This is a genomic window from Mesorhizobium sp. M0960, from assembly GCF_040319055.1.
GTDB lineage: Bacteria > Pseudomonadota > Alphaproteobacteria > Rhizobiales > Rhizobiaceae > Mesorhizobium.
In genome coordinates, this window is record NZ_JAMYNN010000001.1 from 67,950 (window position 1) to 86,966 (window position 19,017).

Consider the following 19,017-nt stretch of genomic DNA (forward strand, 5'->3'; position numbering starts at 1 on the left):
AGGGGAGCGTGAAGGATCGCCAGCGTTCAGTTCAACTTTGATGAGCTGAGAACCTTACGTGGGTGCGCGAACTGCTTGATAGGCTGGAGGGACAGCGCCCCTCTCTGTCCTGCCGGACATCTCCCCCACGAGGGGGGAGATCGGCAGCTTGAACGCCCTGCCTTTTCAGGCTCACCACGACAGACTGAACGCAAGCTTGCCGAAATGCCGGCCGCCGGCCGCCATGTGGGCGTAGGCCTCGGTCGCCTGGTGCTGGCTGTAGATTGTGTCGATGACCGGATCGATACGGGCGGCGCCGATAGCGCGCGCAGCGTCGCGCAGGTCGGATACCGAACCGGTGTTGTTGCCCACTACCTTGAGCGCCTTGATGATGATCGGCAGCAGGTTCGTGGTGGCCTCGGCGCCGGTGACGAAGCCGATCGCGAACACCGTGCCGCCGGGCGCCGCGGCATTGATTGAGCGGGCGAAGGTGGCCGAGCCGCCGGTCTCGACGATCAGATCGGCGCCGAGGCCGTCGGTCAGCTCGAGCACCTTGGCGTCCCAGTCCGGTGTCTCACGATAGTTGATGAGATGATCCGCACCCAAGGCCTTGGCGCGGGCCAGCTTTTCGTCCGACGACGAGGTGATGATGACCGTGGCGCCGGCTGCCTTTGCCAGCTGCAGGGTCAAGATCGACACACCGCCGGTGCCGAGCAGGACGACGACTGATCCGGGCCCGGCATCGGCGGCGCGGATCGCGTTCCAGGCGGTGGTGCCAGCGATCGGCAGCGTTGCTGCCGCTTCGAAGGACAAGTGAGCCGGCATCGGCACGACGGCATTGGCCGGCAGCGCGACATACTCGGCGAGCGAGCCGGGCAGCGTCAGGCCGCGCATCTCTCTGGTCTCATAAGGCCGCGGACGGCCGCCGATCCAACGCGGTTTTGCATGGGCGATGACGCGGTCGTTGACGGCGAGCCTCGACACACCCTCGCCGATGCCGACGATCTCACCGGCGCCGTCGACGACGGGAATGAGCGGAAAGCTCGGACCTGGGTAGTTGCCGTTCGCGATCGCGACGTCGACAAAGTTGAGGCTTGCGGCGCGCAGGCGGATCAGCACTTCGCCGCGCTGCGGTTCAGGCGTGGGAACGGTGGCCGCGCGAAACGCGTCCAGTCTCGGGGCAGTTAGTTCGATCGCTTTCATGTCTCACTCCGGTTGATGGGCCGATTGACGGGCCGGGATTGAGTGAAACTAGCTGCTGCGCTATTGGTATATAATCCTTGGCTTTTACATTTGAGCTCTGCGCCAGATGCAGCAATCGCACGAACCGGCAGCATTGGCCGAAATGGCCGCCTTCGCGGCAATCGCCGAAGCACGCTCCTTCACCAAGGCGGCGGCTCGCATCGGCCGCGACGCAACGATCCTGTCGCGGCGCCTTGCCTCGCTGGAGGAGCGGTTGGGCGTGCGCCTGCTGCACCGGACGACGCGAAGCGTGTCGCTGACCGAGGCGGGTTCGGAGTTCCTTGTCCGCATCCGCGCTATCCTGGCCGCGGTCGACGAGGCCGAGGCCGCAGCGTCGGCGCATGCCGGCGGCGGGCCGCGCGGCGTGCTACGGCTGGCGCTGCCCGGCTCGTTCGGGCGCATGTGGATCGGCCCGCTGCTGCCGCAGTTTCTCACCGAATTTCCCGACGTCCGTATCGAGGCCGAGTTCTCCAACCGTTTCGTCGATCTCGTCGCCGAGAATTTCGATGTCGCCGTTCGTCTCGGCGCGCTGGAGGATTCGCGGCTGGTGGCGCGCAAGGTCGCGACACGGCGGCGGCTGCTGTGCGCCGCGCCGTCCTACCTCGCCCGCCGGGGCACGCCGGCTGCGCCGGAAGCGCTGCTGGAACACAGCTGTCTCGGCTTCTCAGGCTTCCAGACCTTTCCGGCCTGGGAGATGACCGACACCACGGGCCGCCGCGTCAGTATCGAGGTCTCCGGCCCGCTGGTCACCGACGACGCCGAGGTCCTGGTCGAAGCCGCCGTGCAAGGCGTCGGGCTGATGATGAGCACGGATTGGCTGGTCGGACGCGAGCTCGCCGACGGCCGGCTGGTGCCAGTGCTGGAGGACTGGACCCTTGCCGACGAAGGGGCCGTCTATGTCGTCACGCCTTCGGCCAAGGGGCAAGCCGCCAAGACACGTGCCTTCGCCGACTGGATCGGCAAACGCTTTGCGCCGGTCCCGCCGTGGCAGAGGTGAGGGTGCTGATCTCCCCACGAGGGAGATTATGCGCTCCTCCCTCACTTCCCGCCCTGCTTGATGAAATGACCGAGCAGATCCATTGGCACCGGAAACACGACCGTCGACGAGCGCTCGCCGGCGATGTCATGGAGAGCCTCGAAATAGCGTAGCTGCATGGCTTGCGGTGCTTCGGCCAGCATCTTGCCAGCCTCGACGAGCTTTGCCGCCGCCTGTTGTTCGCCGTCGGCATTGATCACTTTCGCACGCCGCAGCCGTTCCGCCTCAGCCTGCTTGGCGATGGCGCGGACCATGTTCTCGTTGAGGTCGACATGCTTGATCTCGACATCGGAGACCTTGATGCCCCAGGCATCGGTGCGCTGGTCGAGAATCTCCTGGATATCGCTGTTGAGCTTGTCACGTTCGGCCAGCATTTCATCGAGCTCATGCTTGCCGAGCACCGAGCGCAGCGTGGTCTGTGCCAGCTGGTTGGTGGCGGTCATGAAGTCTTCGACCTGGATCACCGCCCGCTCGGCGTCGACGATACGAAAATACAGCACCGCGTTGACCTTCACCGAGACGTTGTCGCGCGAGATCACGTCCTGCGGCGGCACGTCCTGGACCACCACTCGCAGGTCGACCTTCACCATCTGCTGCACGAAGGGGATGAGGATGATAAGGCCGGGGCCCTTGACCCCGGTGAAGCGGCCGAGCGTGAAGACCACCCCGCGTTGATATTCCCTCAGGACGCGAATGGCCGCGGATAAGAACATGACCACGACGAGCGCTGCTGCCAGATAGGCCACATAACCGATGATCATTGCCTTGCTCCATCGCTTCCCACATTGCGGCGCCGTATCGTCAGCACAAGACCCCTGACATCAGCCACCTCGACGCTGTCGCCCACCGCAAGCGGTTCGTCGGCTTTTGCCCGCCAGCGCTCGCCCCGGGCGAGCACGTGGCCCTCGCTGCCCTGCCAGTCGAGAATCTCCGCCGGCAGCCCCTGCATGGCCTGTGCGCCAACACGCGGAACGTTCTTGCGGGCCGCCCACAGATAGCTGCCGGTCAACAGCGCCAGGCCGAGCGTCAGGACGGCGGCGGTGCCGATAACGGCCCACGACATCTCGAAGCCGGGCCCCTCGATCTTGAGCAGCATGGCAGCGCCCAGCAGAAACGCAGCCACGCCTCCCAGCCCAAGGACCACTGTCGGGTTCAAGGCTTCGACGACGAGAAAGATGATGCCAAGCAGCATCAAGGCAAGGCCGGCATAGCTGATCGGCAGGAGATTGAGCGCATAGAGGCCGAGCAGAAGGCAAATCGTGCCGATCACGCCAGGCGCGACCGCGCCCGGGCTCGTGAATTCGAAGACGAGGCCATAGACGCCGACCAGCATCAGGATGACGGCGATGTTCGGGTCCGTGATGACGGCGAGAAGCCGGATGAGCCAGCCTGGTTCGAGCGTTTCAACCGGCAGCCCTTTCGTCGCCAATGCCTCTTTCTTGCCGGCGATCTCGACGGTCCGGCCGTCGGCCAGTTGAAGCAACTCGGTGGTGTCGCGGGCGACGAAGTCGATGACATGCTCCTGCAGCGCCGCGCCGGCCGACAGGCTGGCCGCCTCGCGCACGGCCTTTTCACCCCATTCGGCATTGCGCCCGCGCAATTCAGCCAGGCTGCGGATCAGGGCAACGGCATCGTTCGTCGCCTTGGCGATCATCGCATCGCCCGCGGGTGCGTTCTTCTTGTCCTTGTCCGCCTCCGGGCCATCGTTCTTGTCGCCGGGAAACGATGGCAGCGGCCCGCCCATCTCGATCGGCGTTGCCGCGCCCAGATTGGTGCCGGGCGCCATCGCCGCCAGATGGGTGGCGTAGAGGATATAGGTTCCGGCGCTCGCCGCATGCCCGCCGGCCGGCGCGACATAGCCGATGACGGGAACCGGCGAGGCGAGAATGCCGGCGATCATCTCGCGCATGCTGGTGACCAGCCCGCCGGGCGTGTCCATCTGCAGGATGAGAACCTGGGCATTTCGGTCCGCGGCCACCGCCAGCGCTTCCTCGAGCTGCCTGGCACTCGCCGGACCGATGGCGCCGTCTATCTCGACGCGCAGCACAATTTTCTCCCGGCCGTCCGCCTCTCCGGTTGCGGAAGAGGGACAAACGGCCGCAACAGCCACGAAAGCCGCGGCAAGCAGGACCGCACGCGCGAGTTTCACGCTCAAAGCTCCACATCTAGGAATATGGGCTGGATTTTGCCGAAATCCATGACGCGGCGCGCGGCGGGTGACGCATCGCACGGTCCTGCTGAATGTCGGCCTGCTCAGCGGCGGCTACGGCACCGAGGAGCTCCGCCAATCGGGCGCGTTTCGCGTCTATGAAGATTCCGACGACATGCCGACGAAGTCGGCGGCCGCACATGAAGGCGACCGGCGGGCTGTCGCCGTCATTCGATCACACCTATGTTTTGCGCATTGGAGCCATCTCTGGCGGGCTTCTATTGCGCGGCGTCCTCCTGGATTGTCTGTTCCTGGATTCGGGCGGGTGCCCCGAGACACTGATCGTAGCCGATGGTGCAATTATTCAGACATTCGTTGCGCCCCTGGATGGATTTGACGCTGTTGTAGTCGATCGGCACAGCCTGGCATTTCTTCTGGCACGCCTGGTCCTTCTCGGCGCAATTCGTGCCGTGGCCCTTAGGGTACTTCTTCGTGGTCGCTTCAGCGTTCAATGGCAAGACGGCCAGCAGCGCCAGCAGCGTCGGTATCAGTCGGAGCATACGCATGGATCCTCCCTTGCGCGTTAGACCTCTGCACTTGGAGGCAATGTTAGCGCGCCACTTCCGTTGGCCGCATCACCCGTGCGGGGGATGGATGGCAGCGGGGCCGCCGCTGCCCAGGCAATTTCCCCGTGATCGGTTCTGATCGTCATCGCTCCGGCCGGCAGCCGATCACAAAACGCGACGACGTTCAGGCAATCATATCGCGCGCTGGGCACGATCAGACCGTCATAATCGAGGAAATGCGCGGCCTCGCCGATGTCTTGCGACCTCGGATATTCGGCGTGCTTTTCCTGATACGAAAGCTGCCCGTAGCGCGCGGTGTCGAGGCCAAGGGTCTGCAAGGCTGCCAGGTCGAGCAGTCTGAGCGTCCGGTCCAAAGCAAGATCGATCTCGAAGAGATTGTATCTGACACGCGAAGGGATCACTGGCTGCCCCCGCGTCAGGTGGAATCTCATCTCGCTCAAGGCACCTTCGCGCTCTTGCGAGGTGTAGAGCACGTCGAACGTTCCATCGTCCCAACGGCCGCCGGAACTCGAGCACTGAACCGGGCTGCGGCCCTGGCGCACCACACGCCAAACCATTCCGGAGTATTCGACCGGAACTATTGCCTCGATAGCGTCGATGAGCCGGCTATCGCGTCGTTTCCGCCCGGCGATCGCCAACTAGAGAAAGACCTCGTTCTCAAGCCGATCGATGACTTTGAGCACGTCGAGAGCACGGTCGTCGTGAATGAGATCGATTGCTCTTTCGCCGTTCAATTGCGGGTGGCGAGCGTAAAGCCAGGTGCGGATATCGCTTGGCTCGTAGAACTCCTGCAGACGGCCGACGATATAGTGCAGGTCCGACAGAATGAGCTCGCTGCGCGGCTGGGGCTTGATGTCGCCGGCCTTCCACCTCGAAACCGTGGCCTTGGACACGTCGGTGATGTTTGCAATATCGGTTCCCTTGAGACCGCCAAACGTGCCCAATTCGTCCAGGAATCTGGGAACCGCCCGCAACGCCGTAGCCATGTTTTCTCTCCGGCTTCCAAGCCAGCTTCGCGCATGCGTGTCAACCTGACACTTTGACTGCATCGGCGCATTTCGGTTTCACAAATGGAAAATATGAAACAGAGATGCAAATGTCAATTGCCGCTTCGGTTCGAGGGGCCTCCAGTGTCTGGTCGCTCAGGCCTGAAGCAGCGCCAGCTCTTCCGCGCTCAGATGGCGTGCCTTGCCTTTGGCAAGCTCGCCGAGCTGCAATTGGCCGATCGCCACCCGCACCAGGCGCAGCACCTCGATATCGTAGGCGCCAAGCAGCCGGCGGATGTGGCGGTTGCGGCCCTCGTCGAGCACGATCTCCAGCCAGGCGGTGCTGGTGCCGCTTCCACTCGATCGAAAATCAATCGCCTGAATTGCTACAGCGCCCTGTCACCGGTAATGCCACGGGACAATTTGTTTTGTATAGTCCTTGATGCCACGTGGCCGACGATGGTTCGATGACTTGGGAAGGGAAGATCATGCGAAGCGGATTGGCGAAATTCGTCGTGGCGGGTTGCGTCGCCGCTCAGGTCGTCCTGCAAGCGGCGCAGCCGGCGTTTGCCGCGCCGTGCGGCTGGACGGCGAAACTGGAGGAAGAGGAGGGCGGCAAAGTGCTGATGGCGTCGGTCTGCGGCGGATCGAATGGCGGCGCCCAGCTGACGCTGGTCTGTTTCGGCAAGCCGACGCTGAGCTATGATTTGGGCGACAGCGGTCCGCAACTGGAACCCGGCATCGCTTCGTTCGCGTTCAAGGCCGGCGGCAAGGCGGTGACCAAGACGCTTCAACTCGAAGAAATGTACAACACCTTCACCGTGGAATTGAGCAGCACCGACCCGCTGTTGGCCCTGCTGCGCTCCAAGGGCGAGGTCACGGTCGCCTCGGGCAAATATGGCGAGAACAGCTTTCCGCTTGCCGGCTCATCCGCCGCCATCGGCAAGGTGCTGGCCCAGTGCGGCAAAGCCAAGGCTTCTTCCGACAATGACAACTGATGAACCCCTTACATTTCAATTTGAATCGCGCGAGACGTTGGTTGCGAAGATAGAGCGTGATCCCGCTAACCTCGATCCCTGGACAGGGCTTGTCGAACTGGAGGCCGAGGAAAGCAGCCTGGACACCGCGGTGTCGGTTCTCTTGCGGGCAATTGATGCTGTATCCGACAGGGAACAGCTTTGGCGATTTGTCGACAATTTTGTCTGGTTTTGCGGAGTTGCCGAAGGGCCGACTATGGCTTTGAGCGAAGCGAGCGTCCATGCCTTCTACGAGCGGTGGAAAATCGATACGCACCGTAGCGCGCAGACGAGCCTTTTCTTCGCTCAGCAGTTCAAGAAGCTCAATCTCCCTGACTTATGTGCCGAGAACGTTACGCGCGCAGAGGGCGAGGTGCACACCGGGCGGGACTATATCCTGCTTGCCTTGTTCCTGCGCGACAAAATGGAAACGCCGCAGCTGGCTTTGGCCGCCTTGCAACGGGGAATAGCCGCGCACCCGCGCAACGCGATCATCTGGGATTGCGTTGCCGACACGCATCGCATTGGTAACTCGGCGCGCGAGATAGCGGAATCCAGCTATCAGTCATTCAAGCAATGCCGCCTCGATGCAATCACAGAAGATGCCTGCGTCGCCTGGGCATCGTTTGGGCTAATGCTCGATGAAATCGGCAACTATTTGTCGGCTGAAAAGGCCTATCGCCGGGCAATAGAAATCGATCCACGCTACCGCTGGGCGACAGGGAAATTGTCGGGACTGCTCCGTCGCCGGTTCGCCCGCTACCATGAAGCTGAGAAACTTGCGCTGCGGTGCGTTGAAATCGATCCGGAGCACGCATGGTCGTGGTTCAATCTCGGCTTTGTTTATCATCATCATCTGGCCCGTTTCGCCGACGCCAAAACGGCGTATCAGCGCGCGATCAAACTCAAGCCGGACTATGTTAAGGTGTGGGAGAATCTGGCCGCTCTGATGGCGTTCGAAACAGACGCGCCCATAGAGGCTCAAAAGGCGTTCGACAAGGTGTTCGGACTCTCGGGTTTTTCAGCTTGGACCTATAATCAATACGGTATTTTTCTTCGCGAATTGACAGACCGGTACGACGAGTCAGAAAAGGCCTTGTTGCACGCAATTGAAATGGAGCCAGCAGACTGGTGCCATCGGTTGGCGTTGGCGGTTCTGTATGAGAAGCGCTTGCTGAGGTTCGAGGAGGCTCGCAAATTTCTGCTCGAAGCAAAGGAGCGTGGCGCTCCGATCGACAATATCGACTATCGCCTGGCCTTGATTGCACAACGCCGTCGCCCTCTGAAGGTAGTCAAGTAAAGGAACGGCCATGAAACGTTCGGCGTGCTCGATTTTTGCAATCCTATTTGCCACATGGGCGCACGCCCATGTTCCGCCAACAGGCCCGGCTTATGCGAAGGATTTGTTCGCCAAGTTCGATGAACTTTTGCAGCAGCGCCGGATTGAAGGCAAATTGCCAAATCTTGAAGATCCAACGGACCGGGATCTACTGCACAAGATTTGGGACGGCGAGGCTTTGATAGGTTCGCCGCCATACGATGAGGGCGACCTGGAAGCACTGTCTTTCGTAATGGACAGAAGTGGGTCGCTACTCGCGCTCTATAGCCAAAATAGCCCATTGCCTCTGCAGGATGAAGCTACGCAGTCATTAGCGCTTTTGATTCGGGCTGCTGCCGCTTCCCAGCTAGCTTTCAATGATTTCCTAGCGCACCAACCTAACGCTGCCGAAATGTTGCGCGCCAACGGAGCCAAAGCTCGAGGAGGCATAGAGAAAATGTTTCGTGGCGCCTCAATTTTTCTGGCTGACCCGGCTCTGAAGGAGGGGAACAAGATAGTTCTTGTTGAATCGCTGAGAACAGATGGTCCCTATCTCGCGCAGAGCATCTCTCCAGACCATCGCCAGGCTCTGATCGATTTTGTTTGTCCCGTCGGTTGGCCAGCTTCCCATGCCTGCCCAAGAATCGCTCAAGATATTTATGCAGAAAATCAATGCCGCCGGCTGCGATCTGTTGTGTGCTGACGGAATGTAATACCGACAGAGATTGATATCGGTCGAACCGGTGTGAGCGGTCGGTCAGGAATATCCGCCAGGAGTCGAAAGCGACCCTTGTCCGCCCGCGCCGCTTGCTGCGTCACGTGGGCTTCGACTGGCAGTTGGCTGACTGTCGAGTCGCCGCCAGCAGTTCAGGCCTGAAGCAGCGCCAGATCTTCGGCGCTCAGATGGCGTGCCTTGCCCTTGGCAAGCTCGCCGAGCTGCAATTGGCCGATCGCAACGCGCACCAGGCGCAGCACCTCGATATCGTGGGCGCCGAGCAGCCGGCGGATATGGCGGTTGCGGCCCTCGTCGAGCACGATTTCCAGCCAGGCGGTGCTGGTGCCGCCGCGCAGCAGCTCGATCGACCGAGCCGTCAGCAATTCGCCGTCGACGGTCGCGCCGGCGCGCAACCGCGCCAGCATGGCCTCGTCGGGCAGCGCACCGATCTGCACGTGATAGGTCTTGGCGACATGCGAGGCGGGATCGAGCAGGCGCTGCGCGAAGCGCGTGTCGTTAGTCATCAACAGCAGGCCTTCGCTGGCCTTGTCGAGGCGGCCGACGGGCGAGACGAAAGGCAGGTCGAGGCCTGCCAGGCAATCATAGACGGTGCCGCGGTCCTGCGGGTCGTCACGGGTGGTGACCAGCCCGCGCGGCTTGTTGAGCATCAGATAGACCTTGCGCTCGGCGGCGACGCGGCGGCCGTCGACCTCGATGCGATCGCGGCCTGGATCGACGCGAATCGAGCCGTTGCGCACGATCTTGCCGGCGACCCGCACGCGCCCCTCGGAAACCAGAAGCTCGGCCTGCTTGCGCGAGCACAGGCCAAGCTTCGACAGCGCGCGACAGAGGCTGACGCCGGGAGGCTGGGCCCCGGGGGCAGGGCGTTGCCGGGCAATGTTCGGTCGCGGCGACATGATGTTGCCTGTGGATTCTTGTATACGAGCATCCCACTATAGCCGGCCGCCGGCTATGTCCACGGAAGGGAACTGCATATCGTTTGCGTCGTGCGCAGCGGCTGCGAGGACTTGCATGAAAACAGCCATTCGCCTTTGCCTGCTGCCCGCCTTGTTGCCGACATCGCCGGCGCATGCCGGCTGGCAGGCAGTCGAAAAGGTCGAGACCTATGCCATCTCAGGGCAATCCGGCCCGGAGCTCTATGCCTCGATCGGCGGGCGCGGACCGCTGCTCGGCGAACGCCGCGTCATCGCGCATACCAATTTCAAGCTGACCTGGGTGAGGGACTACCAGCCGCAAGGCGACGCCTGCGTGCTGGTGTCGGCGCGACCGAAGCTGATCATTACCTACACCTTGCCGAAGCCGGCCGCGCGGCTGCCGGGCGCAATCCAGAAGAACTGGGAGGTTTTCGCAGCCGGCCTCGCCGCCCACGAGAAGGTGCACGGCGCCAGCATCGTCGACATGGTGCACAAGATCGAGGCGGCCATCATTGGCCTGACCGTCGCCGATGACCGTGGCTGCAGCAAGATCAGGATCGAAGTGACGAGACGGCTCGCCGGAATCTCCCAGGCACAACGGCAGGCGAGCCGCGATTTCGACCGGGTCGAATTCGGCCCAGGCGGCAAGCTGCGGCAGCTTGTGTTCACGCTGATGACCGGCGGATGACGCTGCAGGGCTGCGGGGGCGGCGCAGGGCACCACCTTTGCGGCCCTCACGCCTGCTCGGTCGGATAGAGCGTCAGGATGTTGACGTTGACCCTTGGCGGCTGCGTCACCGCGTAGAGGATCGCGGCGGCGATGTCCTGGCTTTCCAGCTGCTCCATGTCGCCCAGCCTTTGCTCGACCGCCTGGCGCACATCGGCGCGCATATTCTGGGTGAACTCGGTCTTGACGGCGCCAGGCTCGATGCAGGTGACGCGGATGCCGTCCTTGCCGATCTCGCGGCGCAGCGATTCCGCCATCGCGCTCACCGCGTGCTTGGTGCCGGAATAGACCACCGAAGGGTGGATGTAACGGCCGGTGCCGGAGGAAACGACGACGATGTGGCCGGCGCCTTGCCGTTGCATCGTGGGCAGTGCGGCATGGATCGGATAGAGCAGCCCGAGAATGTTGACGTCGACCATCCGGCGGTACTCTTCCGGCGTCGTGTTGCGGAACGGCGCCGCGACGCCAACGCCGGCAATGGCGAGCAGCATGTCGAGCCGGCCGTATTCACGCGCGACCCGTTCGACCATGGCCGAGGCCTGCGCCTCGTCGGTGACGTCGACCGTCATCGGCAGTGCCGCGCTGCCGGTCTCACGGATCCGCCTCGCCAGGTCGTCCAGGCGCTCGGCGCGCCGCGCGGCAATCGCCAGCGTGGCGCCCTCTGCCGCCAGTGCCAGGGCGGTGGCCTCGCCGATGCCGGAAGAGGCGCCAGTCACCAAGGCGATCTTGCCGCTCAGTTTTCCTGTCTGCATCTTTTTCTCCTGACGCTTTGGACCCGCCCTGAAGCTAGGGCGCCGGCTTTCTGGAACAATGCTGATCGAAAAACCGAATCCACCGTTAGGGTTTTGGCCCCAGCAAGCCCACGTCTGCGCATGAACGGGCCTTGACGCGACCGGAGGTGTTGCGTCTTGATATGGGGGCTGCGGGGCTTCGCATGAAAACAGCTGATCGACTACGTCTGCGGGTGGCTTGTTTGCATGCGACGCTTGCATGCACCCCCGCGATCCTCTCGCGACCGACAGGTCTGAGCGCCAGATGAAGGTCCTCGTCGTCCATTGCCATCCCTGCGCCGACAGCTTCAGCGGCGCGGTGCGCGACACGGTGCTGGAGACGCTTGCCGAAAGCGGCCACCAGGTCCACCTGCTCGACCTCTATGCGACCGGCTTCGATCCGGTCATGCGCACGCAGGAATGGCGCGGTTACCACGACAAGGCGGCGAACCTGCAACCGGTGCACGAACATGCGCAGGAGCTGCTCTGGGCGGAGGCGGTCGTCTTCATCTATCCGACCTGGTGGTATGGCCTTCCGGCGATGCTGAAAGGCTGGCTGGAGCGTGTACTGGTGCCGGGCTTCGCTTTCGAGATGCCGACGGCACGACGCGGCCCGCGGCCCAAATTGCGGCACATACGCCGGGTGATGGCAATGACCACATGTGGCGCCACGCCGCTGATGTCGTGGATCATGGGACAGCCCGGCCGGCGGACCCTGCTGCGCGGCTTCCGCTCCGTCTGCCATCCACTATGCCGGACCAAATTCCTGGCGCTCTACCGGATGGACAGCGTCTCGGCCGCCGGACGCCAGGCGCATCTGCAGCGGGTCAGGAAAGCGGTTGCCGGTCTTGGCCGCGCTGATGCCATTGCCGCCACGGTGCCTGGCTGATTTGGTCGAGCGAGCCGCCGAGGGCTGCTGGCATCGCTTCGATGTGTCGGATACGATCAATTATACAAGTCGGCGCCGCCCCTCATCGCCCTGCCGGGCACTTCTCCCCGTATAGTGACGGGGAGAAGGGGCTGGCCGCAGCGTTGGCGTCGTTTCTGCACCGCCGATGTTTGGCGAAATCACCGATGACGAGGCCCCTCTCCCCGTCACTATACGGGGAGAGGATGCCGGCAGGCAGGTGAGGGGCAACGCAAACGCTTAGAGGGCGAATTCAAAACTGAGAGATTGCCTTGGGTCGCTGGCAGAGGCGCGTTGACTCTCTTCGCCATTTCTGGAATCCTGGAATTATGGACAAGACACTCGCCCTTTCGGCGCTTGCCGCGCTCGGCCAGGAAACCCGGCTGGACGTTTTTCGCCTTTTGGTGCGGGCTGGAGCCGACGGCGTGCCGGCGGGCGAGATCGCTTCGCGGCTCGCCGCGTTCCCGAATACGATGTCGGCCCATCTCAAGATCCTGTCGCATGCCGGCCTGGTGCGGACCGAACGGGAGGGCCGCAGCGTGCGCTATTTCGCCGATATGGCCGGCTTTCGCGATCTGCTGGCCTACCTGATGGAGGACTGCTGCAATGGCGCGCCGGAACTTTGCCAGCCTGTGATCCAGGCTGTGACCTGCAACTGCTAGAAGGGAGGTGCGCGATGAGCGAGCCATACAATGTTCTTTTTCTCTGCACCGGCAATTCGGCAAGGTCGATTCTCGCCGAGGCGATCCTGAACCGCGTCGGCGCAGGCAAGTTCAAGGCCTATTCGGCTGGATCGCATCCGAAGGGAGAGGTTCATCCTTACGCCCTTCAGCTTTTGAAAAGCCTCAACTACGACACGTCGTTCGCCCGTTCGAAAGACTGGCAAGAGTTTGCGGAGCGGGGTGCCCCAGAGATGAATTTCGTCTTCACGGTCTGCGACAATGCCGCCAACGAATCATGTCCGGTCTGGCCCGGGCAACCGATGACGGCGCATTGGGGCGTACCTGATCCTGCAGCCGTCGAAGGCACCGAGGCGGAAAAGCATCTCGCCTTCGCCGAAGCCTACCGCATGCTCAACAACCGAATTTCGATCTTTGTCAGCCTGCCGATCAATGCGGTCGACAGACTTGCGCTGCAGAAGCGCCTCGACGAGATCGGCCGCAATCTGCCGAAGGCCGGCTGAGGTGGTTCAGCTTTCCCGGCGCCTTGTTGCCGAGGCCCTCGGCACGGCTCTGCTGGTCGCCACCGTGGTCGGTTCCGGCATCATGGCTGACAGGCTGAGCAACGATGTCGCCGTCTCGCTGCTCGGCAACACCTTGCCGACCGGGGCGATCCTGGTCGTGCTCATCGCCATATTCGGGCCGATCTCCGGAGCGCACTTCAACCCGGCGGTGACGCTGGTGTTCGCGCTTCGGCGTGAAATCGAAACGAACGCAGCGCTGGCCTACGTCGCCGCCCAGATTGCCGGCGGCATCGCTGGAACGTTCCTGGCGCATGCAATGTTCGAATTGCCGATCCTGGAAGTGTCGGCGACGGTGCGGACCGGAGGCGGCCAATGGATTGCGGAGCTGGTCGCCGCCTTCGGGCTGGTCTTCACCATCCTTGCCGGCCTGCGTTCCCGCCCGGATTCTATCCCTTGGCTGGTTGGGCTCTATATCACCGCCGCCTATTGGTTCACCGCGTCGACATCCTTTGCCAATCCGGCCGTCGCCATCGCCCGAGCGTTCTCCAACACTTTTGCCGGCATCCGCCCCGCCGATCTGCCGGGCTTCATCGCCGCCGAACTTTTGGGCGCGTTGCTCGCCATGGGATTGGCAGGGTGGCTGCTCGCCCAACCGAAACCAGTCGGACAGATGAAAGCTGCGCAATGACCGTCACCATCTACCACAACCCCGATTGCGGCACCTCGCGCAACACGCTGGCCATCGTCAGGCAGTCCGGCGAGGAGCCGAAGGTGATCGAATATCTGAAAACCCCGCCGTCGCGCGAAAAGCTCGTCGAGCTGATCGCCGCAATGGGCATGACGCCGCGCCAATTGCTGCGCCAGAAGGGCACGCCCTATGCCGAACTTGGCCTGGGCGACCCGAAGTGGAGCGACGACGAGATCCTCGATTTTATGCTGGCGCATCCGATCCTGATCAACCGGCCGATCGTGGTGACGCCGCTCGGCACCATGCTCGCCCGACCCTCCGAAGCGGTGCTCGATATCCTGCCCAATCCGGATATCGGCCCCTTCACCAAGGAGGACGGCGAGGTCGTCGTCGACGCCAGCGGCAAGCGCGTCGCCTAGAGTATTTCGACATTTCTCGAAATTTGCTTTGACGCCACGACGTATCACGCCTATCTATTTCGATGAAACTCGAAATAAGAAAGCTTTGAAGCCATGAAACCAGTCGATCACGCAGGGTCCCTGCCAAACATAGATATGGAGCAACTCCCGGCAATCGATGCATCTGCGCTGTTCGATGTGGCCGCCTCGGCCCACAAGCCTCGGATCTTGATGCTCTACGGCTCCTTGCGGGAGCGTTCCTATTCCCGCATGGCCACTGAGGAAGCGGCACGTATCTTGACCTGGCTTGGCGCTGAAGTCCGTATCTTCAACCCTGCCGGTCTGCCGCTGCCGGATTCGGCGCCCGCCGATCACCCCAAGGTGAGAGAGCTGCGTGAGCTCTCGCTCTGGTCCGAAGGTCAGGTCTGGTGTTCGCCCGAACGTCACGGTTCAATGACCGGTATCATGAAATCGCAGATCGACTGGCTGCCATTGTCGTTGGGCTCGGTGCGTCCCACCCAGGGCCGGACGCTTGCCGTCATGCAGGTTTCCGGCGGCTCACAAAGCTTCAATGCCATCAACCAACTGCGTATCCTGGGCCGCTGGATGCGCATGTTTACGATCCCCAACCAATCGTCGGTGGCAAAGGCATTCAACGAATTCGATGCGGCCGGGCGCATGAAGCCCTCGCCCTACTACAACCGCATAGTCGACGTGATGGAGGAGCTGATGAAATTCACGCTTCTTCTGCGCGAATCGGTCCGCCTATCTCACCAACCGCTATTCCGAACGCGTCGAAAGCGCGGAAGAGCTTGCCAGACGGGTAAACCAGCGGTCGATTTGAGGCAGACGATTGGCGCAAAGGGGGACGGCGATTGCCCGGTTATTCGACAATGTTCGAAATAAACGTTGACGCCCTGTCTTCTTGGAAGTATGGTATTTCCATGAAACTCGAAAAAGCAGCTGCGCAACTTGAAGCCCTCGGCAACCCGACGCGGTTGCAGCTCTACCGCACCCTGGTGCGGGCGGGCGATGAAGGGCTGCCGGTCGGGCGCATCCAGGACAGGCTCGGCATCGCCGCCTCGACGCTGTCGCATCACCTCAAGCGGCTGGTCGACACCGGCTTGGTGACGCAGGAGCGGCAGGCGACGACGCTGATCTGCCGGGCCAACTATTCCGCCATGAACGGGCTCATCGGATACCTCGCGGACGAATGCTGCGCCGACGCCACCTGTGCGCCGGCATCGGTGAAAGCGACGGCCAAGACGGCGGCGTAATTTTTTTGGCATTGTAATTCGAAACTACCGGAAGGATGGAAGATATGGATATGATCGAAAGGCTTCCCGTTGCGGTGATCGGCGCCGGGCCGGTCGGCCTGGCGGCAGCGGTCCACCTCATCGCGCAAGGTATTCCTGTCAAAGTCTACGAAGCCGGCAATGCGGTTGCATCCAATCTCAGGGATTGGGGCCATGTCCGGGTGTTCACGCCTTGGCGCTATTGCGTCGATCAGGCGGCTAGAAACCTGCTCGAGGTGCATGGCTGGCGGATACCGGAGCCCGAGGCATTCCCGACGGCAAACGATCTCGTCGCGGACTATCTCGAGCCGCTTGCAAAGCTTCCGCAATTGTCACCGTCGGTCGAAACCGGCGCCCGCGTCGTCGGCATTTCGCGCTGGGGCGCCGACAAGGTGCTGAGCAAGGAACGCGAAAACCGGCCGTTCATGCTGGTGATCGAAACCGCCAGTGGCACGCGGCGCGACAGCGCCCGCGCCGTCATCGATGCTTCGGGAACCTGGCAGATGCCGAACCCGCTCGGCGCCGGCGGAATTCATGCCGTAGGCGAAGCGCAATTTGCAGATCGCATCGCCTACGGCATCCCCGATATTCTCGACCGCGACCGCAGCCTTTATGCCGGCAAGACGACGCTGGTCGCCGGCTCCGGCCATTCAGCCGCCAACGCCTTGCTGGATCTCGCCAGGCTGGCGGATATGGAGCCCGGCACGGCCTTCATCTGGACAACGCGCGGCACCGACCTGGTGCGCATCTATGGCGGCGGCGATGCCGACCAATTGCCGGCACGCGGCGAACTCGGCGCCGAAGTGCGCGAACTCGCCGAGAGCGGCGGCCTCAGACTGGTGACGGGCTTTGCGGCTGTTTCGATCCGCGATGCCGACGGACGGCTGGTCGTCGAAGGCCAGACCAAGGACGGCTTGCAGCGGATTGGCCCGGTCGACCGCATCATCGCCGCGACCGGACAGCGCCCCGATCTGTCGCTGACCCGCGAGCTTCGGCTTGAGCTCGATCCGTGGCTGGAAAGCGTCAAGGCACTGGGACCGTTGATCGATCCCAACGGGCATTCCTGCGGCGACGTGCCGCCGCACGGCCATCGCGAGCTCAGCCATCCCGAGCATGGGTTCTATACGGTCGGCATCAAGAGCTATGGCCGCGCACCGACCTTCCTGCTGCTGACCGGGTATGAGCAGGTCCGCTCCGTCGCCGCGGCGATCGCCGGCGACATGGTGGCCGCCGACAATGTCCAGCTCGTGCTGCCGGAGACCGGCGTCTGCACCGTGCCGCGGATCGGCATTGCCGACACGGGCTGCTGCGGCGGTCCGGCGCCGGTAGCGGTGGATGCCTGCTGTGTCGCCGATGCCGAAGCAAAGGCGATCGGCAAAAGCGGCTGTGGCTGCGGCGTCGCGGAATGAGCCTTCTGGCGCCTTCGCCCACCATCCTGCGCAGCCGCGGCGCAATCATCACGGCGCTTGGCCTGACGCAGATCATGGCGTGGGGATCTTCCTACTATCTTCCAGCGGTCATTGCGCCGGCGGTCTCCTCCGATACCGGCTGGCCGCTGGCATGGGTTGTCGGCGGCCTGTCTCTCGGCTTGCTCACGGCAGGATTGATCTCGCCGCGCGTCGGGTCGTCGATCGAGCGGCATGGCGGCCGCAGCGTTCTGGCGTTCAGCGCCGTATGCATCGGGCTCGGCCAGATCGGGCTGGCTCTCGCCCCTAATCTTGCGGCCTATATCGCAGCCTGGCTGGGCATCGGACTGGGCATGGGGGCTGGGCTCTACGATGCCGCTTTCGCGACGCTTGGGCGCCACTACGGCCACGGCGCGCGCTCCGCCATTACCACGCTGACGCTGTTCGGCGGTTTTGCCAGTACGATCTGCTGGCCGATTTCGGCCTGGCTTCTTGGGGAGGTCGGCTGGCGCGGCACCTGCCTGGCCTACGCTGTCTTTCAGCTGGTGATTGCGCTTCCGCTCTATCTCGTGATCCTGCCCCGCGAGGCGCCGCAACCGGCAGTCGGGCCAGGATTGCCGGTCGGGCCAGGATTGAAAGAGGTGACGCCGGCCGGCGAAGGCAATCCCGATCCGTCGATCATCATCGTTCTAGCCGCCACCCTTACGCTTGCGGCGGTGATCTCCTCGACGGTGTCGGTGCATCTGCTCACCATCCTGCAAGGCAGCGGCATGGCGCTGGCCGCGGCCGTCGGGCTCGGCGCGCTGGTCGGCCCGTCCCAGGTGGCGGCGCGCGCGATCGAGATGACCATCGCGCGCTACCACCATCCGATCCTGACCAAGTTCGCCTCGGTTACGTTTGTGGCGATCGGCGTTTCGGCGCTCTGGGCCGGCATGCCAATCATCCCGCTGGCGCTCGGCTTCTATGGCGCGGGCATCGGCCTGGAATCCATCGCGCGGGGGACGTTGCCGCTCGCGCTGTTCGGCTCGAACGGCTACGCGAAGCTGATGGGCCGCCTCGCCATGCCGAGCCTGATCGCCCAGGCGGCGGCACCCTCGGCCGGCGCATTGCTGCTGGAGCGCTTCGGCCCGCATGGGACGTTGGCCGCGCTTTCTGGTCTGGCGCTGGCCAACGTCATCCTCGCATGCGGCCTGGGCTGGCGGATGCTCCGCTGGCGGCAATCGCAGGTTCAAACCCGATAGGATTTCGACCCGCGTTCAGCGCCGTCAACTGGAGAGCGGGAGATCTTCCACGGGATCGACAAGGAAGGATGCGGCAATCAGATCGTCCGCATCGAGGCGCAGTGAGCCTTTGGCGCCGCCCATAATGGCGGCAACCTTTTGAAACGTCTTGATTTCGTGCTCGGTAATCTGGGCACTTTGCATTCTGGATTTGAGGTCAGCGACGCGCAGCCCCAAACTGGGGGACATTCCGATTTTACGGTTCGACATGGTAAGATGCTCCTCCCCGGCCCATGTTTGTTTTGCCACCCGCCGTTATTCGCATTTCCTCCGCCTGCCTAAATATGAGGCATCGCGAATACAGCGCCCGAACGCCCGATGCAAGGGAAGGTTCCGGCGCGCAGCGGTCACGAAATAATAATACGAAGGAAGCACGGCCGATGGTCGGGCCGAAGGTAGGA

General features: G+C 62.9%; 22 protein-coding genes and 3 pseudogenes. 15 read left to right on the forward strand and 10 right to left on the reverse strand.

The window, feature by feature from the left end:
• Positions 1-171: 171 nt before the first annotated feature.
• Positions 172-1,182: a zinc-dependent alcohol dehydrogenase family protein gene (locus tag NKH63_RS00335; RefSeq protein WP_352481673.1), complete on the reverse strand. Its 1,011-nt coding sequence runs from the start codon at positions 1,180-1,182 to the stop codon at positions 172-174.
• A 106-nt stretch (positions 1,183-1,288) separates the two neighbouring features.
• Between NKH63_RS00335 and NKH63_RS00340 the strand changes: the two genes are divergently transcribed.
• Positions 1,289-2,218 carry a LysR family transcriptional regulator gene (locus NKH63_RS00340; protein WP_352481672.1) on the forward strand — a complete coding sequence of 310 codons (930 nt, stop codon included), beginning with the start codon at positions 1,289-1,291 and terminating at the stop codon, positions 2,216-2,218.
• 41 nt (positions 2,219-2,259) lie between these two features.
• Here the strand turns inward: NKH63_RS00340 and NKH63_RS00345 are convergent, their stop codons facing one another.
• Positions 2,260-3,018: a slipin family protein gene (locus tag NKH63_RS00345; protein WP_023722913.1), complete on the reverse strand. Its 759-nt coding sequence runs from the start codon at positions 3,016-3,018 to the stop codon at positions 2,260-2,262.
• A complete protein-coding gene (locus tag NKH63_RS00350) occupies positions 3,015-4,406 on the reverse strand; it encodes an NfeD family protein (RefSeq protein ID WP_352481671.1) in 1,392 nt (463 codons plus the stop codon). Before NKH63_RS00350 ends, NKH63_RS00345 begins: the two co-directional genes overlap by 4 nt.
• Before the next feature lie 88 nt (positions 4,407-4,494).
• On the opposite strand from NKH63_RS00350, the pseudogene NKH63_RS00355 reads away from it, so the two are divergent.
• Positions 4,495-4,584 (forward strand): annotated as a pseudogene (locus NKH63_RS00355) (HAD family hydrolase); the annotation flags it as partial.
• 100 nt (positions 4,585-4,684) lie between these two features.
• Here the strand turns inward: NKH63_RS00355 and NKH63_RS00360 are convergent.
• From NKH63_RS00360 to NKH63_RS00375, 4 genes and pseudogenes are all read right to left on the reverse strand, one after another.
• Positions 4,685-4,972, reverse strand: a complete 288-nt coding sequence (locus NKH63_RS00360; protein ID WP_352472174.1) for a hypothetical protein — start codon at positions 4,970-4,972, stop codon at positions 4,685-4,687.
• A gap of 17 nt (positions 4,973-4,989) precedes the next feature.
• Positions 4,990-5,631 (reverse strand): RES family NAD+ phosphorylase, encoded by a 642-nt coding sequence (locus NKH63_RS00365; protein ID WP_352481670.1) that lies wholly within the window; start codon positions 5,629-5,631, stop codon positions 4,990-4,992.
• A complete protein-coding gene (locus tag NKH63_RS00370) occupies positions 5,632-5,979 on the reverse strand; it encodes an antitoxin Xre/MbcA/ParS toxin-binding domain-containing protein (RefSeq protein WP_254819704.1) in 348 nt (115 codons plus the stop codon).
• Between the two features lie 156 nt (positions 5,980-6,135).
• Positions 6,136-6,333: pseudogene (locus tag NKH63_RS00375) on the reverse strand (pseudouridine synthase); the annotation flags it as partial.
• A gap of 134 nt (positions 6,334-6,467) precedes the next feature.
• On the opposite strand from NKH63_RS00375, the gene NKH63_RS00380 reads away from it, so the two are divergent.
• Genes NKH63_RS00380 through NKH63_RS00390 form a run of 3 tightly spaced genes read left to right on the forward strand, consistent with a single transcriptional unit; the run spans position 6,468 to position 9,016 of the window.
• Positions 6,468-6,977, forward strand: a complete 510-nt coding sequence (locus NKH63_RS00380; protein WP_352481669.1) for a hypothetical protein — start codon at positions 6,468-6,470, stop codon at positions 6,975-6,977.
• The gene (locus NKH63_RS00385; RefSeq protein WP_352481668.1) at positions 6,967-8,295 is read left to right on the forward strand and encodes a tetratricopeptide repeat protein; all 1,329 of its coding nucleotides are present in this window, start codon (positions 6,967-6,969) and stop codon (positions 8,293-8,295) included. Before NKH63_RS00380 ends, NKH63_RS00385 begins: the two co-directional genes overlap by 11 nt.
• A 10-nt stretch (positions 8,296-8,305) precedes the next feature.
• The gene (locus tag NKH63_RS00390; RefSeq protein WP_352481667.1) at positions 8,306-9,016 is read left to right on the forward strand and encodes a hypothetical protein; all 711 of its coding nucleotides are present in this window, start codon (positions 8,306-8,308) and stop codon (positions 9,014-9,016) included.
• Positions 9,017-9,180: 164 nt separating this feature from the next.
• Here NKH63_RS00390 and NKH63_RS00395 read toward each other — a convergent pair whose 3' ends face one another.
• Entirely contained in the window at positions 9,181-9,945 is a 765-nt protein-coding gene (locus NKH63_RS00395; RefSeq protein ID WP_352481666.1) for a pseudouridine synthase, read from the reverse strand.
• Between the two features lie 115 nt (positions 9,946-10,060).
• Between NKH63_RS00395 and NKH63_RS00400 the strand changes: the two genes are divergently transcribed.
• Positions 10,061-10,651, forward strand: a complete 591-nt coding sequence (locus NKH63_RS00400; protein ID WP_352481665.1) for a DUF922 domain-containing Zn-dependent protease — start codon at positions 10,061-10,063, stop codon at positions 10,649-10,651.
• Positions 10,652-10,697: 46 nt separating this feature from the next.
• On the opposite strand, the gene NKH63_RS00405 is transcribed toward NKH63_RS00400, so the two are convergent.
• The gene (locus NKH63_RS00405; RefSeq protein WP_352481664.1) at positions 10,698-11,441 is read right to left on the reverse strand and encodes an SDR family oxidoreductase; all 744 of its coding nucleotides are present in this window, start codon (positions 11,439-11,441) and stop codon (positions 10,698-10,700) included.
• Between the two features lie 283 nt (positions 11,442-11,724).
• Between NKH63_RS00405 and NKH63_RS00410 the strand changes: the two genes are divergently transcribed.
• The 9 genes and pseudogenes from NKH63_RS00410 to NKH63_RS00450 all read left to right on the forward strand — a co-directional run bounded on the left by NKH63_RS00410 (position 11,725) and on the right by NKH63_RS00450 (position 18,577).
• On the forward strand, positions 11,725-12,348 hold the full coding sequence (locus tag NKH63_RS00410) for an NAD(P)H-dependent oxidoreductase (protein ID WP_352481663.1): 624 nt from the start codon (positions 11,725-11,727) through the stop codon (positions 12,346-12,348).
• A gap of 347 nt (positions 12,349-12,695) precedes the next feature.
• Entirely contained in the window at positions 12,696-13,028 is a 333-nt protein-coding gene (locus NKH63_RS00415) for an ArsR/SmtB family transcription factor (protein WP_023722919.1), read from the forward strand.
• A gap of 14 nt (positions 13,029-13,042) precedes the next feature.
• On the forward strand, positions 13,043-13,549 hold the full coding sequence (locus NKH63_RS00420; protein WP_023722920.1) for an arsenate reductase ArsC: 507 nt from the start codon (positions 13,043-13,045) through the stop codon (positions 13,547-13,549).
• A 1-nt stretch (position 13,550) separates the two neighbouring features.
• On the forward strand, positions 13,551-14,237 hold the full coding sequence (locus NKH63_RS00425; protein ID WP_023722921.1) for an aquaporin: 687 nt from the start codon (positions 13,551-13,553) through the stop codon (positions 14,235-14,237).
• Positions 14,234-14,656, forward strand: coding sequence for an arsenate reductase (glutaredoxin) (gene arsC / locus NKH63_RS00430; RefSeq protein ID WP_023722922.1), 423 nt, complete (start codon positions 14,234-14,236; stop codon positions 14,654-14,656). The genes NKH63_RS00425 and arsC overlap by 4 nt, the downstream gene beginning before the upstream one ends.
• A gap of 135 nt (positions 14,657-14,791) precedes the next feature.
• Positions 14,792-15,479 (forward strand): annotated as a pseudogene (gene arsH / locus NKH63_RS00435) (arsenical resistance protein ArsH).
• A 100-nt stretch (positions 15,480-15,579) separates the two neighbouring features.
• On the forward strand, positions 15,580-15,912 hold the full coding sequence (locus NKH63_RS00440) for an ArsR/SmtB family transcription factor (protein ID WP_352481662.1): 333 nt from the start codon (positions 15,580-15,582) through the stop codon (positions 15,910-15,912).
• A gap of 44 nt (positions 15,913-15,956) precedes the next feature.
• Complete coding sequence (locus tag NKH63_RS00445) at positions 15,957-17,339, forward strand: NAD(P)-binding domain-containing protein (RefSeq protein ID WP_502896282.1); 1,383 nt, start codon at positions 15,957-15,959, stop codon at positions 17,337-17,339.
• Positions 17,336-18,577, forward strand: a complete 1,242-nt coding sequence (locus NKH63_RS00450; protein WP_352481661.1) for an MFS transporter — start codon at positions 17,336-17,338, stop codon at positions 18,575-18,577. The genes NKH63_RS00445 and NKH63_RS00450 overlap by 4 nt, the downstream gene beginning before the upstream one ends.
• Positions 18,578-18,601: 24 nt before the next feature.
• On the opposite strand, the gene NKH63_RS00455 is transcribed toward NKH63_RS00450, so the two are convergent.
• A complete protein-coding gene (locus NKH63_RS00455) occupies positions 18,602-18,826 on the reverse strand; it encodes a hypothetical protein (RefSeq protein WP_352481660.1) in 225 nt (74 codons plus the stop codon).
• Between the last annotated feature and the right edge of the window lie 191 nt (positions 18,827-19,017).

Excerpts from the sequence above, each read along its gene's own strand:
- NKH63_RS00335 (WP_352481673.1), bottom strand. The coding sequence starts at position 1,182 with ATGAAAGCGATCGAACTAACTGCCCCGAGACTGGACGCGTTTCGCGCG.
- NKH63_RS00340 (WP_352481672.1), top strand. The coding sequence starts at position 1,289 with ATGCAGCAATCGCACGAACCGGCAGCATTGGCCGAAATGGCCGCCTTC.
- NKH63_RS00345 (WP_023722913.1), bottom strand. The coding sequence starts at position 3,018 with ATGATCATCGGTTATGTGGCCTATCTGGCAGCAGCGCTCGTCGTGGTC.
- NKH63_RS00360 (WP_352472174.1), bottom strand. The coding sequence starts at position 4,972 with ATGCGTATGCTCCGACTGATACCGACGCTGCTGGCGCTGCTGGCCGTC.
- NKH63_RS00370 (WP_254819704.1), bottom strand. The coding sequence starts at position 5,979 with ATGGCTACGGCGTTGCGGGCGGTTCCCAGATTCCTGGACGAATTGGGC.
- NKH63_RS00380 (WP_352481669.1), top strand. The coding sequence starts at position 6,468 with ATGCGAAGCGGATTGGCGAAATTCGTCGTGGCGGGTTGCGTCGCCGCT.
- NKH63_RS00385 (WP_352481668.1), top strand. The coding sequence starts at position 6,967 with ATGACAACTGATGAACCCCTTACATTTCAATTTGAATCGCGCGAGACG.
- NKH63_RS00390 (WP_352481667.1), top strand. The coding sequence starts at position 8,306 with ATGAAACGTTCGGCGTGCTCGATTTTTGCAATCCTATTTGCCACATGG.
- NKH63_RS00395 (WP_352481666.1), bottom strand. The coding sequence starts at position 9,945 with ATGTCGCCGCGACCGAACATTGCCCGGCAACGCCCTGCCCCCGGGGCC.
- NKH63_RS00400 (WP_352481665.1), top strand. The coding sequence starts at position 10,061 with ATGAAAACAGCCATTCGCCTTTGCCTGCTGCCCGCCTTGTTGCCGACA.
- NKH63_RS00405 (WP_352481664.1), bottom strand. The coding sequence starts at position 11,441 with ATGCAGACAGGAAAACTGAGCGGCAAGATCGCCTTGGTGACTGGCGCC.
- NKH63_RS00410 (WP_352481663.1), top strand. The coding sequence starts at position 11,725 with ATGAAGGTCCTCGTCGTCCATTGCCATCCCTGCGCCGACAGCTTCAGC.
- NKH63_RS00415 (WP_023722919.1), top strand. The coding sequence starts at position 12,696 with ATGGACAAGACACTCGCCCTTTCGGCGCTTGCCGCGCTCGGCCAGGAA.
- NKH63_RS00420 (WP_023722920.1), top strand. The coding sequence starts at position 13,043 with ATGAGCGAGCCATACAATGTTCTTTTTCTCTGCACCGGCAATTCGGCA.
- arsC (WP_023722922.1), top strand. The coding sequence starts at position 14,234 with ATGACCGTCACCATCTACCACAACCCCGATTGCGGCACCTCGCGCAAC.
- NKH63_RS00440 (WP_352481662.1), top strand. The coding sequence starts at position 15,580 with ATGAAACTCGAAAAAGCAGCTGCGCAACTTGAAGCCCTCGGCAACCCG.
- NKH63_RS00445 (WP_502896282.1), top strand. The coding sequence starts at position 15,957 with ATGGATATGATCGAAAGGCTTCCCGTTGCGGTGATCGGCGCCGGGCCG.
- NKH63_RS00450 (WP_352481661.1), top strand. The coding sequence starts at position 17,336 with ATGAGCCTTCTGGCGCCTTCGCCCACCATCCTGCGCAGCCGCGGCGCA.
- NKH63_RS00455 (WP_352481660.1), bottom strand. The coding sequence starts at position 18,826 with ATGTCGAACCGTAAAATCGGAATGTCCCCCAGTTTGGGGCTGCGCGTC.